Here is a 13,775-nt window from a genome sequence, read left to right on the forward strand (position 1 = left end):
CCTCTCCCGGTCCGCTGACAGGCGGCAAGCTCGCGCTCGGCACCGTGGCCGTGTCGCTCGCGATGTTCATGAACGTGCTCGACTCGTCGATCGCGAACGTCGCGATCCCGACCATTTCCGGTGATCTCGGCGTGTCCGTCGATGAAGGCACGTGGGTGATCACGATCTTCGCGGCGGCCAACGCCGTGTCGATTCCCCTGACCGGCTGGCTCGTGCAGCGCTTCGGCCAGGTACGCCTGTTCGTCACCGCGATCCTGTTGTTCGTGCTGTCCTCGTGGCTGTGCGGGCTGGCTCCGAACCTGCCGTTCCTGCTCGGCGCGCGAATCTTGCAGGGCGCCGTGGCGGGGCCGCTCGCGCCGCTCTCGCAGGCGCTGCTGCTCGGCGCGTGGCCCAAGCAGAAATCGTCCACGGCGCTCGCGCTGTGGGGCATGACCACGCTGGTCGGGCCGATCGCCGGGCCGTCGCTCGGCGGCTGGATCACCTACGACTACAACTGGTCGTGGATCTTCTACATCAACATCCCGGTCGGCATCTTCGCGGCGGCGGTCACCTGGTCGATCTTCCGCGATCGCGAATCGGTCACGCGCAAGCTGCCGATCGACACGGTCGGGCTGATCGCGCTGATCGTCTGGGTCGGCTCGCTGCAGGTGATGCTCGACAAGGGCAAGGATCTCGACTGGTTCGGCTCGCCGTTCATCGTCGGGCTCGGGGTGGTCGCGGCGATCGGCTTCGCGTTCTTCGTGATCTGGGAGCTGACCGCGAAGAACCCGGTGGTGGATCTGCGGCTGTTCAAGCAGCGCAATTTCGCGGGTGGCACCGTGGCGCTGTCGGTGGCCTATGCGATGTTCTTCGGCACGCTGGTGGTGCTGCCGCAGTGGATGCAGGAATCGCTCGGCTATCGCGCCGTGGATTCGGGGCTGACCACCGCGCCGCTCGGCGTGTTTGCGATCGTGCTGACGCCGTTCATCGGGCGCATCCTGCCCAAGAGCGACGCGCGCGTGATCGCGACGATGGCCTTCGTGCTGTTCGCGGGCGTGTTCTTCATGCGCACGCGCTTCTACACCGACGTGTCGAATTGGGACCTCGTGCTGCCCACGCTGCTGCAGGGCATTCCGATGGCGTTGTTCTTCGTGCCGCTCACGTCGATCATCCTGTCGGGGCTGCCGCCCGAGAAGATCCCGGCGGCGGCCGGCCTGTCGAATTTCGCGCGGATGTTCTGTGGCGCGGTGGGCACCTCGCTGATCGGCAACCTCTGGAACAACCGCACGGTGCTGCATCACGAGCGGCTGACCGAGCAGGCCAACGCGACCAATCCGATCTACAACCAGTCGATCGATTCGATGCAGTCGTCGCTGCATGTGGGCAGCGACACGGCGCATGCGCTGTTCAATCTGTCGGTGGACGGGCAGGCCCTGGTGATGGGGCTCAACGACGTGTTCTTCATCTCGTCGGTGATCTTCATCCTGATCATTCCGCTGATCTGGATCACCAAGCCGGTACGCCAGGCCAAGGGCGCACCGGCGGCGGATGGCGGCGGCGCGCACTGAGCGCCGCGGCATGAAAAACGGCCCGCAGCGTTTCGGCTGCGGGCCGTTGTCGTTTCAGAAGCGTTCCAGCACCGAATGCCAGCGCATGCCGAGTTCGAGCGCCGGCTGCCGCCACGCCGGGCCGCCCGGAAAGCGCCGGTGCCGCAGCCGCGCGAACAGGTCGAACATCGTGCGTTCGCCGGTGATCGCACGCGCCACGGCGCGGCCCGCGATGCCCGTCAGCGCCACGCCGTGGCCGCTGAAGCCCTGCAGATAGAAGTAGTTCGGATCGAGCGCGCCGATGTCGGGCGCGCGGTTGCGCGTGACGTCGACGAAGCCGCCCCAGCGGTAATCGATGCGCGCGTCGGCCAGTTGCGGGAACACCTCGATCATGCGCGCGCGGATCGACGCCGAGAGCTGCTCGGGCGCCGCGCCGGCGGAGGTGGCGCGGCCGCCGAACACCATCCGGTGATCGGCCGACAGCCGGTAGTAGTCGAGGAACACGTTGTTGTCGCAGGCGGCCTCGCGGCCCGGCATCAGGGCATCCGCACGTGCCGCGCCGAGCGGCTCGGTGGCGATGAGGTACGACGGCACCGGGCCGATGCGGGCCTCGATCGGCTCGGGCAGGAAGCCGCCCGGGCCGGCGTTGACGCATGACACCACGAAGCGGCAGCGCACCTCGCCCGAGCGGGTGCGCACCACCGGCCGGTCGCCGCGCACGACGCCGGTGACGGCCGAATGCGCGAACAGTTGCGCGCCCTCGCGACGCGCGGCGTCGGCGAGGCCCAGGCAATACTTGAGTGGATGCAGGTGGCCCGACAGCGGGTCGTGCACGCCGGCCAGATAGAGGCGCGAGGCGACGCGTGCGCGGATCGCGTCGGTGTCGAGCCAGGTGAGGGCGGGGTGGCCCCAGCGCTGCGTCGCGGCGTCCATCCAGGCGCGCAACTCGGGCACGCGGCGCGGCTTGGTGGCGAGCGTCAGGTAGCCGCGCGTGAAGTCGCACGCGATGCCGTAGCGGGCGATCCGCTCGGCGATCAACTCAACGCCGTCGAACGAGAGCCGCCATGCCGCGCGTGCGCCGTCGTCGCCGAGCTGGCGTGCGATTTCGTGGTCGTTCGCGAAGCCGCCGATCACCTGCCCGCCGTTGCGGCCGGAGGCGCCCCAGCCCGGGCGGTAGGCGTCGAGCACCACGACGCTCAGGCCCGCCGCGCGGCAATCGAGCGCGACCGACAGGCCCGAGAAACCCGCGCCGATCACGCACACGTCGGCGTCGAGCGCGCTGTCGAGCACAGGATCGTCGGCGGCCGGGCGCGTGGCGGTGGCTTCGTAGTACGAATCACGCGCGAGCGCGTCCGCATGCTGGAGGAAGGTCGGTGTCATGGGTGGGGATCGTCTCACGCGACGCGGCGTCCGGCAATCTGGCCGATTGTCAGGGGGGCGGCCTCAGAAGCGGTAGCCGATGCCGGCCTGGATCACGTCGGTGTCGCGATCGTAGCGGGTCACGACGCGGTTCCAGGTCACGCGCGTGGTCCAGCGGTCATTGAGCCGGTAGCTGGCCGAGATCGACACGATGCCCGACAGCCGGCCGTCGCCGGTGCTGACGCCGCGAATGTCGCGCTGATCGACGGCCACGTACATGCCCGCGCCGGCCGCCAGCGTGAGCTTGTCGTTCAGGAACGCGCGCGTGGCCCACAGTTCGGTCGCCACGCCGTTGCGACGCGTGGCGCGCTTCGAGCCTTCGTAGAGGTAGGTGGCCGTCCAGTCGAGGTAGGTCATCAGGCCGCGCCGGTATTCGGCGCTCGCGCCGAGCGAGGTGGGCGAACTGCGGCTGTTGAGGATGGTTTCGCCCACCATCGCCGAGATTTCGTTGTGCGTCACGCGGTCGGGCCGGCCGGCGGCCTCGTCGCGCGGGCCGGGCGTGTCGGGTGCGTCGAGCTGATAGCCGACGCCGAACAGCAGTGCCGTGGTGTCGGGGCCGCTGAACGTATGGATGCGGTTCAGTTGCAGTTGCGTGACCCAGCGGTGCGACGTGTAGTAGGCCGCGCGCACGCTCATCATCACGCCCCAGCCGTGCGTGTTCGAATAGCCGCGTCCTTGCGAGGCGGCTTCGGTATCGAAATAGCGATACGGGCCGATGCCGGCCGACAGCACGATGCGCCGCCGGTCGAGCGGCAATTGCCCCCAGAACTGCACGGTCTGGCCGTCGCGATGGTGGTTCGGCAGGTGGCCTTCGTTGTTCCAGGTGAAGCTGGCCGCCGCGTATGGGCCGAGGCCTTCGCGATAGTCGAGCGCCCAGGCCGTCGTGCGTGTGCCGGCGCCGTACAGCGCGCCGCCGAACAGCGCGAACTCCTGCGCCTTGGCCGGCACGGCGACGAGCGCGCCCAGGCCGAGCAGCGAGGACAGGAGCGCGGTGCGGGGCAGGCGCGAGGCGGTTGCAACGGAAAAAACGGGCGAGGGCGAACGGACCGGCACGAGTGGAATTCCTGGGGGGAACGGCAGGACGGTCATTGTCGTCCGGTCGATTCGCCGTGCAACCCGCTGCCGCGCCGCGCAGGATCGCCGCGCGTTACGACGGTAAGAAACGCACCGGGGCCCGAGGCGGCGCGAGCGGGCGGCGGGCGTGGCGCTGTCTGCGTTTGCGTCTCGGGATGCGGACCGCGCGAAGATTTCAAACGTAAACGGGCGTAACGCGTAGACGCAAGATGGGGGCACCGCAGGCGGTATCGGCGAGCGGGAACGCCGTTGCTTGGCTCGCAAGGCCATCCCGCATGCAACGATCGGCGTGTGGCGTACGATGCGCGAACGGCCTTCGGCATCACGACGCATCGGGCGTTCGCCGCGCGGCCCGGCGATCGTCTACCATCGCAGCAGCGGGGCCGGTGCGGCACGCGACATCCACGACCTGGAGATCCCATGCAAATCCTGCGTTTCCTGACGACCGGCATGCTGCTCGGCGCGCTGGCCAGCGTGGCGGCTCATGCGGAGACGGCGAAGCTCGTCGCCAACCTGCAGCCGTCGAGCGAAGTGCCGCCCACCGCCACGCGCGGCTCGGGCACGCTCGATGCCAGCTTCGACACCAGCACCCACACGCTGGTCTGGACCGTGACCTACGGCGGCCTGAGCGGCCCGGCGACCGCCGCGCATTTCCACGGCCCCGCGCCGGTCGGCCAGAACGCCGGCGTGCAGGTGCCGATCGCGAAAGAGGCGCTCGCGAGCCCGATCAAGGGCTCGGCCATGCTCGACGACCGCCAGGTGACCGAGCTGATGGCCGGCAAGTGGTACTTCAACATCCACACCCAGGCGCATCCGACGGGCGAGATCCGCGGGCAGATCGAGCCGGCGAGCTGAACGCCGGCACGCGAGCTTGCCCAAGCAAGCCCCCACCACACAGTAAGGAGAACCGATGAGCTGGCAGTCCGAACTGGCGTGCTGGATATTGCGTCGGCAGGTGCGGCCGAAGACGCTGTCGCCCGTGATCGACGTGGCGCATGCGCGCGATCTGGCCGAGCGTCGGCGGCCGTTCCCCACGCGCGTGCCGGCCGGTTGGCGGCTGCGCGAATGCTATGCGCAAGGCGGTGCGCCGCGCGACCCGTTGCGCGGCGAATGGCTCGAACCGGTGGGCGCAGCGGCCTCGGCCTCGGCTTCATCACCGACGCTGCTGTATTTCCACGGCGGCGGCTATTACTTCTGCACGCCGACCACGCACCGCCCGCTCGTGTTCGCGCTGGCCTCGCGGGCCAACGCGCGCACGTTCTCGTCCGACTACCGGCTCGCGCCCGAGCATCCGTTCCCGGCCGCGCATGACGATGCGCTGGCGGCTTACACGGCGCTGCTCGACTCGGGCATCGATCCGGCCTCGATCGTGGTGGCCGGCGACTCGGCCGGCGGCGGCCTCGCGCTGGCGCTGCTGGTGGCGTTGCGCGATCGCGGCGCGCCGTTGCCGGCCGGCGCGGTGCTGTTCTCGCCGTGGACCGACCTGGCGGCCACTGGCGCGACGCTGGTGACCAACGACGGCGCCGATCCGATGTTCGCGGGCGCCGCGCTGGGCCGTGCCGCCCGACTGTACGTGGGCGACGCCAGCGCCACCGATCCTTATGTATCGCCGCTCTACGCCGACGCGGCCGGGCTGCCGCCGCTGCTGATCCAGGCTGGCAGCACCGAGGTGCTGCTCGACGATTCGCGCCGCTTCGCCGAGCGTGCGCAGGCGGCCGGTGTCGAGGTCGAGCTGCAGGTGTGGCCGCGCATGCCGCACGTCTGGCAGATGGCCGTGCCGTATGTGCCCGAGTCACGCCGCGCGCTCGACGACGCGGCCGCGTTCGTGCGCCGCGTGACGTCGCGCCGCCCGCAGCAGGTTCAGATCGCGATGGCCTGATAGGCGGCCTCCACCGCCGGCAGTCCGTACTTGCGTTCGAGCCGGCGCACCGCGAAGTGGCCGTGCGCCGCCTGCTGGAAGTGATCCATGAACAGCGTGTTGACGGTCGCGCCGAGCACCGCACCGAGCGCCGGGATCGACTTGGCGGCGATCTGCTCGGTGACCTGCGCCGAGAAGCGCGAGGCGATCACCTGCACGAGCCGCAGCAGCGCGGCCGAGCCATGCGTCGCGAAGCCCTTCGAGGCGATCTCCGACGAAGCCTTCGACACCGCCTGCGCCAGCGCGCCGCGCAGCACGAAATAGCCGAAATCGGCGTCGCGCGCGGCGTCCGGGTCCACCTCGCCGCCTTGCCTGCCGGCCGCCGTACCGGCGTTCGCGAAGCCGCCGCCCATGCCGAGCACGGCCAGACACTGCAACTGCGTGTCGATCGAGGCCAGATCCTCGCCCTCGCTGCGCGCAATGTCGCAGATCGAGCGGAACATCAGCGTGGTGGTGACAGGCAGCTCCACCGGCAGCGCGAACAGCCCGAACGCGCCGCCCGCCGCCCCGGTGGTGGCCACGGCCAGCTTGTGCAGGAAATTGCTGGGCTTGTCGGGCTTGTCGGACGTTTCGCCGATGCTTGCCACGCCGCCCGACCTGCCGAGCGTGCGCAGCGCCAGATGCAGGCACTTGCGCAGCGCCAGCTCGGTCGCGTCGTTGATCTTGTCGGTGGCGAAGCCGGGCAGCCGCGCGATCATCTTCTCGATCGGCGCGCCCACCACGCTGGTCAGCTTCATCGTCAGCGACGGGCTTTCGAGCGCCAGTTTCGCGCGCCGCAGCGTGTCGAGATCCTCGGGCGACAGTGTCGAATCGACAGGGTGAAAAATCGGTTCCATATCCCTCCAGCGGGGTGCCTGATGCATTCGCGGGGCCATCTGCGTCTGCGTAGCCTACCGCATGCGTGGTAGTATCTCGCAATTGTTGACTCATCAAACGTTGCGTGAGCAAAAGATGGCCGTCCATACCCGAGCCCACCATTCGAGTGGGCAAGTCCTGCCCTTCCGCGAATCCCTGCTAGCCATGCTGGGCGTGTCGTTCGTCACGATGCTGGTCGCCTTCGACCAGACCGTGGTGGGCACCGCCTTGCCGACCATCGTCGCCGAGTTGCGCGGCTTCGATCTGTACGCTTGGGTCGCCACCTCTTACCTGCTGACCTCGGTGATCACCGTGCCGATCTTCGGCCGGCTCGGCGATTACTACGGCCGCAAGCCGTTCGTGATCGCCTCGATCGTGGTGTTCACGGCGGCCTCGATGCTGTGCGGGATGGCCGGCAGCATGACCTTCCTCGTGTTCGCACGCGTGTTGCAGGGCATCGGCGGCGGCATGCTGGTGGGCACCGCGTTCGCCTGCGTGCCCGACCTGTTCCCCGATTCGATGGTGCGGCTGCGCTGGCAGGTGCTGATGAGCACGGCGTTCGGCATCGCCAACGCGATCGGCCCGTCGCTCGGCGGCTTCCTCACGCAGTTCTGGGGCTGGCGCTCGGTGTTCTACGTGAACCTGCCGTTCGGGCTGCTGTCGCTGTATTTCGTGATCCGCTACCTGCCGCACCTGCGTCACGCCAAGCACGAGGGCAAGATGCGGCTCGACTGGCCCGGCGCGCTGCTGATCGCGGTGGTGCTCGGTTCGCTGCAACTGTTCGTCGAATGGCTGCCCAAGCGCGGCTTTTTCGGCTGGCCGGCCGTGCTGCTGCTGATCGCGGTGGCCGGTGGCTTCGCGCTGTGGCGCTGGGAGAAGCGCTGCCCGCACGCGCTGCTGCCGCTCGACATGTTCGCGAACCGCTCGCTCGCGATGCTGTTCTCGCTGGCGATCCTGGCCGGCTTCTCGATGTTCTCGCTGCTGTTCTTCGCGCCGCTGCTGTTCCAGGGCGGCTTCGGCATGTCGCCGAAGGCGGCCGGCGTGGTGATCACGCCGCTGGTGGTGTTCATCACGATCGGCAGCATTCTCAATGGCCGTATCGTCACACGCATTCCCAGCCCGAACGCGATGCTGCCCGCCGGCTTCGCGCTGCTCGCGGTGGCTTGCGCCGGCGTGGCGCTGTCGTCGCACACCACGCCGCAGGGGCTGCTGCTGGCGGTCATGGTGGCGGGCGGGATCGGCCTGGGCTTCGTGCTGCCGAACCTGACCGTGTTCGCGCAGCAGACGGCCGGGCGCGAGCATCTGGGCATCGCCACCGCGCTGCTGCAATCGCTGCGCATGGTTGGCGGTATGATCGGCACCGCGCTGACCGGCACGCTGGTCAATCAGATGTACGCCGGCGGCGTGCGCGATGCGCTCGGCAGCGATCGCGCGATGCAGTGGTTCGGGCAACTGTCCGACCCGCAGATCCTGATCGATCGCGCCGCGCAAACGCGCGTGGTGGCCGAACTCGTGCAGCAGGGTCACCCGGGCCCGCTGCTGCTCGAAACCGCGCGCACCTCGCTGGTCGGCGCCATTCATCTCGGCATCGCGGTCGCGGCGGTGGTGGCCGTGCTGTCCGTCTGGCAGAGTTGCCGCGTGCCGCCGATCCGGCTGCGCAGCAAGATCGAGCCGACCGTCGTCGCCGAATGAGCGGCGGGGTCGACGAATCAACCGAATTCACCGAATCCACAGTTACCGTCGTTCGATACATGGAAGCTCAAGACCGCGTCGCGATTCTTCAACAATTCGGCCGCACCTATCGTGCGTTCCTGTCCGCCTTCGAGGCGCACGTCGGCCAGCCGATGCCGCGCTGGCGGATCCTGATCGCGTTGCATAACGAAAACGGCATGGCCTCGCAGAAGCGGCTCGTCGAGCTGGTGCGCACCGATCCGGGTGCGCTGACGCGGCAATTGAAATCGATGGAGGCGCTCGGCTGGATCGCGCGTGCGCCGGACCCGCGCGACAACCGCGTGACCAACGTCACGCTGACGGCGGACGGGCGCGCCGTGTTCGACGAATGCATGCCGCGCCGCGTGGCGTTTCTCGACGAAACGATGTCGGCGCTGCCCGACGAGGCGCTCAATGCGCTGTCGGGCGCGCTGGCGATGCTGGAGGCGCGGATCGCCGAAGTGGGCGCCGCGCCGGGGGTAGGGCAGGCCGATGCGCCGGAGGCCGGCGTCGCGCCCGGCGCGAATCCGGCGGCTTGAGTTGGGCGAGGTGCGACGGTGCAGAGCACGCCGCATTCCACCCCACCGCTTCACAGCTCGATGCGCGTACCCAGCAGCTTGAGGAATTGCGCGAGCCAGGCCGGATGCGCGGGCCAGGCCGGCGCGGTGACGAACGGCGCGTCGGTCACGGCCGCATCGACCGGAATGTCGGCGTATTCACCGCCCGCCATCCGCACTTCGGGCGCGCAGGCCGGATAGGCCGAAATCTTCTTGCCGCGGATCACGTCGGCGGCCGCCAGCAGTTGCGCCGCATGGCAGATCGCCGCCACGGGCTTGCCCGCCTCGACGAACGCGCGCACCAGCGCAATCACCTTGGGATCGAGACGCAGATATTCGGGCGCACGGCCGCCCGCGATCGCGATGGCGTCGTAGCGCGCCGCATCGACCTCGTCGAAGCTCGCGTTCAGCGTGAAGTGGTGGCCGGGCTTTTCCGTGTAGGTCTGGTCGCCCTCGAAATCGTGGATCGCCGTCTTGATCTTGTCGCCGGCGCGCTTGCCGGGGCACACCGCATGCACGGTGTGGCCGACGGCCTGCAGCGCCTGGAACGGCACCATGGTTTCGTAGTCTTCGGCGAAATCGCCGGTGAGGAAGAGGATCTGCTTGGCTGCCATCATCTGCTCCGCGAGTTGAAGACGAGCGGGCAGTGTACGCCTCGCGCCGGGGCGGCGTCGTGACGGGCCGCCACCCTGGCGCGCGCTCGATGCGAGTGCGGGCGCCGGGGCGGCCGGGCGGGGCTCAGAAGTACGTTTCGATCACTTCGGTCACGCGGTAATCGCCGTCGACCACGAGGATCTGCCGCCATTTGTCGAACGTCAGGCACGGATGCGAGATGTCGAACGCGATCATGTCGCCCACCTTCACGTCCGCGCCCGGCGCGATCTTCAGGTAGGCGTGCTGATCCATCATGCCCGTCACTTCCCAGCCGTCGGCCGGCGTCACGGTGCGCGGCGCGGTTTCGGTGCCGGGGCGGTAGTGGCGCGCCGGCTCCGGGTAGCCCGCGTCGAACGCGGCGTCGCGCTTGCCTAGCGCGACGATCGCGCGATCCGGCTCGGGAATCGACTGCACGTAGGCCCACAGTTGCAGCGCCGGCTTGAGCGCCTCGCCCATCCGCTTGGCGACCGGGTTGCGCGCGAGGATGTCGTTCTGCGCCTTGCGGTAGATGCCGACGTCGTGCGTCAGGTAGCAGCCCGGGCGCAGCACCACGTCGATCACGCCGTCGGCCTGGGCCTGCGCGAATTCGTCGGCCACCACGTCGTACCAGGCCGAGCCCGCGCCCGACAGCACCGCCGGCGAGCGCGCGAAACGGCCTTCCGCCGCGAAGCCGCGTGCGAGCGCCACCGCGTCTTGCAGGAACGCGCGCACCTCGCCTTCTTCCTTGAGCACCCCTTCATACACCTCGATGCCGGCCAGCTTGATGGTGTCGGCATGACGCGCGATCGCGTCGAGCACGGCCGTGCGCTGCGCGGCGTCGCGCACGCCGGTGCGGCCGCCCGGCACGCCGAGTTCGAGCAGCACCTGCAGCGGCCGGTTGGCGGCGGCGAAGAAGCGGCCCAGTTGCTCGACGTTCTCGGCCGAATCGACGATGCAGAAGAATTCGAAATCGGGGTCCGACAGCAGCTCGGCGATGATCGCCATGTTGTGCTTGCCGACCAGTTGATTGGCCATCAGCACGCGGTCGATGCCGCCGTGATACGCGGCGCGCGTCTGATGCGCGGTGGCCAGCGTGATGCCCCAGGCGCCGGTTTCGATCTGGCGGCGGAACAGTTGCGGCGCCATGGTGGTCTTGCCGTGCGGGGCCAGCTTCACGCCGTATTCGGCCACGAACGCCTGCATCCACTTCAGGTTGTGCTCGACGAGATCGGCGTACAGCACCGCCGTCGGCAGGCTGACGTCTTCCTCGAGCAGGTTCCATTCGAGCCGCGCGGCGTCCGACAACTGCACGCTTGCGCTCGGCACGCGGCCCAGGCCCTTGCCGGTCGGTTGGATCGTGGCTTCCTGATAGTTTGTAACTTTCATCTTCGAGTGCTCCATCGTCTCGTCATGTTTGTATCGAAGTTGACGGCAGGATGGTACAGAAAGTAGCATCCGCCCGGTGATGTTATTTACTAACACGAACCCATTCTGCCATTGAACCGATGAATGCCGATTCGCGTCACGACGCTCGCGATTTCGCTGCGCCGCACCATGCCGCCGAGCCCCTCGCGGCCGAACCCGCCGTGCCGGCCACGGCCCAGCTCGCGTTCGATATCGTGGCACGGATCGCCGAGTGCGCGCCCGCGCTGCGCGACGCCGAACGCAAGGTGGCCGCGCGCATCCTCGACGACCTGACCGCCGCCGCGCATGCCAGCATCGGCGAGATCGCCGCGCAGGCCGAGGTCAGCGTGGCCACCGTCACGCGGTTCGCCAAGGCAGTCGGCTGTCGCGACGTGCGCGAACTGAAGCTGCGGCTCGCGCAGGCTGCCGCGGTGGGCCGGCGTTTCCTCGCGCCGCCCGGCGAGGGCGACGCCGCCGACGCGCGCGACGGCCTGCCGGCTTCGGGAGTTTCACGCGTGTACGACGACGTGCGTGTGACGCTCGAACATCATCACGCGCTGCTGCGGCAAACCGCGTTCGACGCGCCGTCCGAGGCGCTGGCGCACGCGCGGATGATCTACGTGTTCGGGCAGGGCGGCGGCTCCACGGCGCTGGCCGACGAGCTGCGCTTCCGGCTGGTGCGCTTCGGCCGCCCCGTCGCCAGCTACCAGGACGCGCTGCTGCAGCGCATGGTGGCCAGCACGGTCGACGAGGCCTGCGTGGTGGTGGCGCTGTCGGTCACCGGTCGCGTGCCCGAGCTGCTCGAAAGCTGCGCGCTGGCCAAGCGCTATGGCGCGCGCATCGTGGCGTTGACCGCGCCGGCCTCGCCGCTCGCGCAACTGGCCGACGACCTGATCCCGGTGGTCGCGTTCGAAACCGATTTCATCTTCAAGCCGTCCACCTCGCGTTACGCGATGATGATGGCGCTCGACGTGCTCGTCACCGAGGTCGCGCTGCGGCTCGGCGATGGCTGCCGCGAGACGCTGCGCCGCATGAAGCACGCGCTCGACGTGCATCGTGGCGGCGGCGACCGACAACCCCTCGGAGACTGACATGCATTCCCATCCCGAACTCGCGGATACGCTGATCGTCGATGCCGTGCTGATCGACGGCACCGGCGCGCCGCCCGCGCAGCGCGACGTGGCGATCCGCGACGGCCGCATCGTGGCGATCGGCAATTTGTCGAGCTGGCTGGCCGAGGACGTGATCGAAGCGAACGGCCGCGTGCTCGCGCCGGGCTTCGTCGACGTCCACACGCACGACGACACGCACGTGATCCGCGCGCCGCAGATGCTGCCGAAGATCTCGCAGGGCGTGACGACGGTGGTGGTCGGCAATTGCGGCATCAGCGCGTCGCCGGTGGCGCTGCGCGGCGATCCGCCCGATCCGATGAACCTGCTCGGCGATCGCGAGGCGTTTCAATACCCCACCTTCGCGGCCTATGCCGAGGCCGTCGACCAGGCGCAGCCGGCCGTCAACGTGGCCGCGCTGGTGGGCCACACGGCGCTGCGCAACAACCAGATGGACCGGCTCGACCGCGCGGCCAGCAGCGAGGAAATCGCCGCGATGCGCGTGCAGCTCGAGGAGGCGCTGCTGAACGGCGCGCTCGGCCTGAGTTCGGGCCTCGCCTACGGCTCGGCGTTCGCCTCGCCGGTGGAGGAAGTCATGGCGCTGGCCGAGCCGCTCGCGCTGGCCGGCGCGCTGTACACCACGCACATGCGCACCGAATTCGACGCGATCCTCGACGCGATGGAGGAGGCGTATCGCGTCGGCCGCCATGCGCGGGTGCCGGTGGTGATTTCGCATCTGAAGTGCGCGGGGCCGTCGAACTGGGGGCGCAGCGCCGAGGTGCTGGCCTCGCTCGACCGGGCGCGCCGCATCCAGCCGGTCGGCTGCGACTGCTACCCGTACAGCCGCAGCTCGTCGACGCTCGACGTCAAGCAGGTCACCGGCGATATCGAGATCACCATCACGTGGTCCGAGCCGCATCCCGAAATGGCCGGCAAGAAGATCGCCGCGATCGCCGCCGAATGGGGCATCCCCGAGCAGGACGCGGCACGCCGCCTGCAGCCGGCCGGCGCGGTGTATCACAACATGTCCGAGGACGACGTGCGCCGGATCCTGTCGCATCCGTCGACGATGGTCGGCTCCGACGGCCTGCCCAACGATCCGCTGCCGCATCCGCGGCTCTGGGGCGCGTTCCCGCGCGTGCTCGGCCATTACGCGCGCGACGAGAAGCTGCTGCCGCTGGAGGAAGCCGTGCGCAAGATGACTTCGCTGGCGGCGCGCCGCCTCGGCCTCGACAAGCGCGGCGAGGTGCAGATCGGCTATCACGCCGATCTGGTGCTGTTCGATCCTGCCACCGTGATCGACGTCGCCTCGTTCGAAGCGCCGCAGCAGCCGGCGCGCGGCATCGACGCGGTGTGGGTCAACGGCGTGCTGTCCTGGCGCGACGGCGCGCCCACCGGCGCGCGCGCCGGCCGCTTCGTGAAGCGCGGCACGCGCGCGCTCAGCGACGCGGCGTTCTGAACCACCGAATCCGGCCGGGCGCGCCGCTGCCAGCGGGCGGCGTCCGGCCGAACCGAAATGGCCGGCGCATTGCGTGCGCCGGGCGAACCGGCCGCGCGGCGAACGCGCGGC

General features: G+C 69.3%; 12 protein-coding genes. 7 read left to right on the forward strand and 5 right to left on the reverse strand.

Annotated features, from left to right (window positions below; translation table 11 throughout):
- Window positions 1–1,547 (forward strand): DHA2 family efflux MFS transporter permease subunit (locus ACYP33_RS29260; protein WP_459624844.1); only part of this gene is annotated, 1,547 nt, incomplete at its 5' end.
- A 54-nt stretch (window positions 1,548–1,601) separates the two neighbouring features.
- On the opposite strand, the gene ACYP33_RS29265 is transcribed toward ACYP33_RS29260, so the two are convergent.
- Together ACYP33_RS29265 and ACYP33_RS29270 are read right to left on the reverse strand one after the other, a co-directional pair.
- Window positions 1,602–2,906 (reverse strand): NAD(P)/FAD-dependent oxidoreductase, encoded by a 1,305-nt coding sequence (locus ACYP33_RS29265; protein ID WP_459624845.1) that lies wholly within the window; start codon window positions 2,904–2,906, stop codon window positions 1,602–1,604.
- A 63-nt stretch (window positions 2,907–2,969) separates the two neighbouring features.
- Complete coding sequence (locus tag ACYP33_RS29270) at window positions 2,970–4,025, reverse strand: hypothetical protein (protein ID WP_459624952.1); 1,056 nt, start codon at window positions 4,023–4,025, stop codon at window positions 2,970–2,972.
- A gap of 414 nt (window positions 4,026–4,439) precedes the next feature.
- Between ACYP33_RS29270 and ACYP33_RS29275 the strand changes: the two genes are divergently transcribed.
- Together ACYP33_RS29275 and ACYP33_RS29280 are read left to right on the forward strand one after the other, a co-directional pair.
- Entirely contained in the window at window positions 4,440–4,874 is a 435-nt protein-coding gene (locus ACYP33_RS29275; protein WP_414443088.1) for a CHRD domain-containing protein, read from the forward strand.
- A 55-nt stretch (window positions 4,875–4,929) separates the two neighbouring features.
- The gene (locus tag ACYP33_RS29280) at window positions 4,930–5,898 is read left to right on the forward strand and encodes an alpha/beta hydrolase (protein WP_459624846.1); all 969 of its coding nucleotides are present in this window, start codon (window positions 4,930–4,932) and stop codon (window positions 5,896–5,898) included.
- Here ACYP33_RS29280 and ACYP33_RS29285 read toward each other — a convergent pair.
- Complete coding sequence (locus ACYP33_RS29285) at window positions 5,880–6,773, reverse strand: EcsC family protein (protein ID WP_459624847.1); 894 nt, start codon at window positions 6,771–6,773, stop codon at window positions 5,880–5,882. The genes ACYP33_RS29280 and ACYP33_RS29285 overlap by 19 nt on opposite strands.
- 115 nt (window positions 6,774–6,888) lie before the next feature.
- Here ACYP33_RS29285 and ACYP33_RS29290 point away from each other — a divergent pair, with 115 nt between their 5' ends.
- Together ACYP33_RS29290 and ACYP33_RS29295 are read left to right on the forward strand one after the other, a co-directional pair.
- Window positions 6,889–8,484: an MFS transporter gene (locus ACYP33_RS29290; protein WP_459624848.1), complete on the forward strand. Its 1,596-nt coding sequence runs from the start codon at window positions 6,889–6,891 to the stop codon at window positions 8,482–8,484.
- Window positions 8,485–8,543: 59 nt separating this feature from the next.
- Window positions 8,544–9,041 (forward strand): MarR family winged helix-turn-helix transcriptional regulator, encoded by a 498-nt coding sequence (locus ACYP33_RS29295; protein WP_459624849.1) that lies wholly within the window; start codon window positions 8,544–8,546, stop codon window positions 9,039–9,041.
- 50 nt (window positions 9,042–9,091) lie between these two features.
- Here the strand turns inward: ACYP33_RS29295 and ACYP33_RS29300 are convergent, their stop codons facing one another.
- Together ACYP33_RS29300 and ACYP33_RS29305 are read right to left on the reverse strand one after the other, a co-directional pair.
- Window positions 9,092–9,673: a DJ-1/PfpI family protein gene (locus tag ACYP33_RS29300; protein WP_414443083.1), complete on the reverse strand. Its 582-nt coding sequence runs from the start codon at window positions 9,671–9,673 to the stop codon at window positions 9,092–9,094.
- A gap of 124 nt (window positions 9,674–9,797) precedes the next feature.
- Window positions 9,798–11,078 carry an amino acid deaminase gene (locus tag ACYP33_RS29305; protein ID WP_459624850.1) on the reverse strand — a complete coding sequence of 427 codons (1,281 nt, stop codon included), beginning with the start codon at window positions 11,076–11,078 and terminating at the stop codon, window positions 9,798–9,800.
- Window positions 11,079–11,197: 119 nt separating this feature from the next.
- Between ACYP33_RS29305 and ACYP33_RS29310 the strand changes: the two genes are divergently transcribed.
- The gene (locus ACYP33_RS29310; protein ID WP_459624851.1) at window positions 11,198–12,187 is read left to right on the forward strand and encodes a MurR/RpiR family transcriptional regulator; all 990 of its coding nucleotides are present in this window, start codon (window positions 11,198–11,200) and stop codon (window positions 12,185–12,187) included.
- A 1-nt stretch (window position 12,188) separates the two neighbouring features.
- A complete protein-coding gene (locus ACYP33_RS29315) occupies window positions 12,189–13,664 on the forward strand; it encodes an N-acyl-D-amino-acid deacylase family protein (protein ID WP_459624852.1) in 1,476 nt (491 codons plus the stop codon).
- The last annotated feature ends 111 nt before the right edge of the window (window positions 13,665–13,775 follow it).

It is taken from the genome of Burkholderia sp. 3C (assembly GCF_054589155.1).

Bases quoted from the DNA above. Each gene is read 5' to 3' on its own strand.
- ACYP33_RS29315 (WP_459624852.1), top strand. From the start codon at position 12,189: ATGCATTCCCATCCCGAACTCGCGGATACGCTGATCGTCGATGCCGTG.
- ACYP33_RS29290 (WP_459624848.1), top strand. From the start codon at position 6,889: ATGGCCGTCCATACCCGAGCCCACCATTCGAGTGGGCAAGTCCTGCCC.
- ACYP33_RS29265 (WP_459624845.1), bottom strand. From the start codon at position 2,906: ATGACACCGACCTTCCTCCAGCATGCGGACGCGCTCGCGCGTGATTCG.
- ACYP33_RS29275 (WP_414443088.1), top strand. From the start codon at position 4,440: ATGCAAATCCTGCGTTTCCTGACGACCGGCATGCTGCTCGGCGCGCTG.
- ACYP33_RS29310 (WP_459624851.1), top strand. From the start codon at position 11,198: ATGAATGCCGATTCGCGTCACGACGCTCGCGATTTCGCTGCGCCGCAC.
- ACYP33_RS29295 (WP_459624849.1), top strand. From the start codon at position 8,544: ATGGAAGCTCAAGACCGCGTCGCGATTCTTCAACAATTCGGCCGCACC.
- ACYP33_RS29280 (WP_459624846.1), top strand. From the start codon at position 4,930: ATGAGCTGGCAGTCCGAACTGGCGTGCTGGATATTGCGTCGGCAGGTG.
- ACYP33_RS29285 (WP_459624847.1), bottom strand. From the start codon at position 6,773: ATGGAACCGATTTTTCACCCTGTCGATTCGACACTGTCGCCCGAGGAT.
- ACYP33_RS29305 (WP_459624850.1), bottom strand. From the start codon at position 11,078: ATGAAAGTTACAAACTATCAGGAAGCCACGATCCAACCGACCGGCAAG.
- ACYP33_RS29300 (WP_414443083.1), bottom strand. From the start codon at position 9,673: ATGGCAGCCAAGCAGATCCTCTTCCTCACCGGCGATTTCGCCGAAGAC.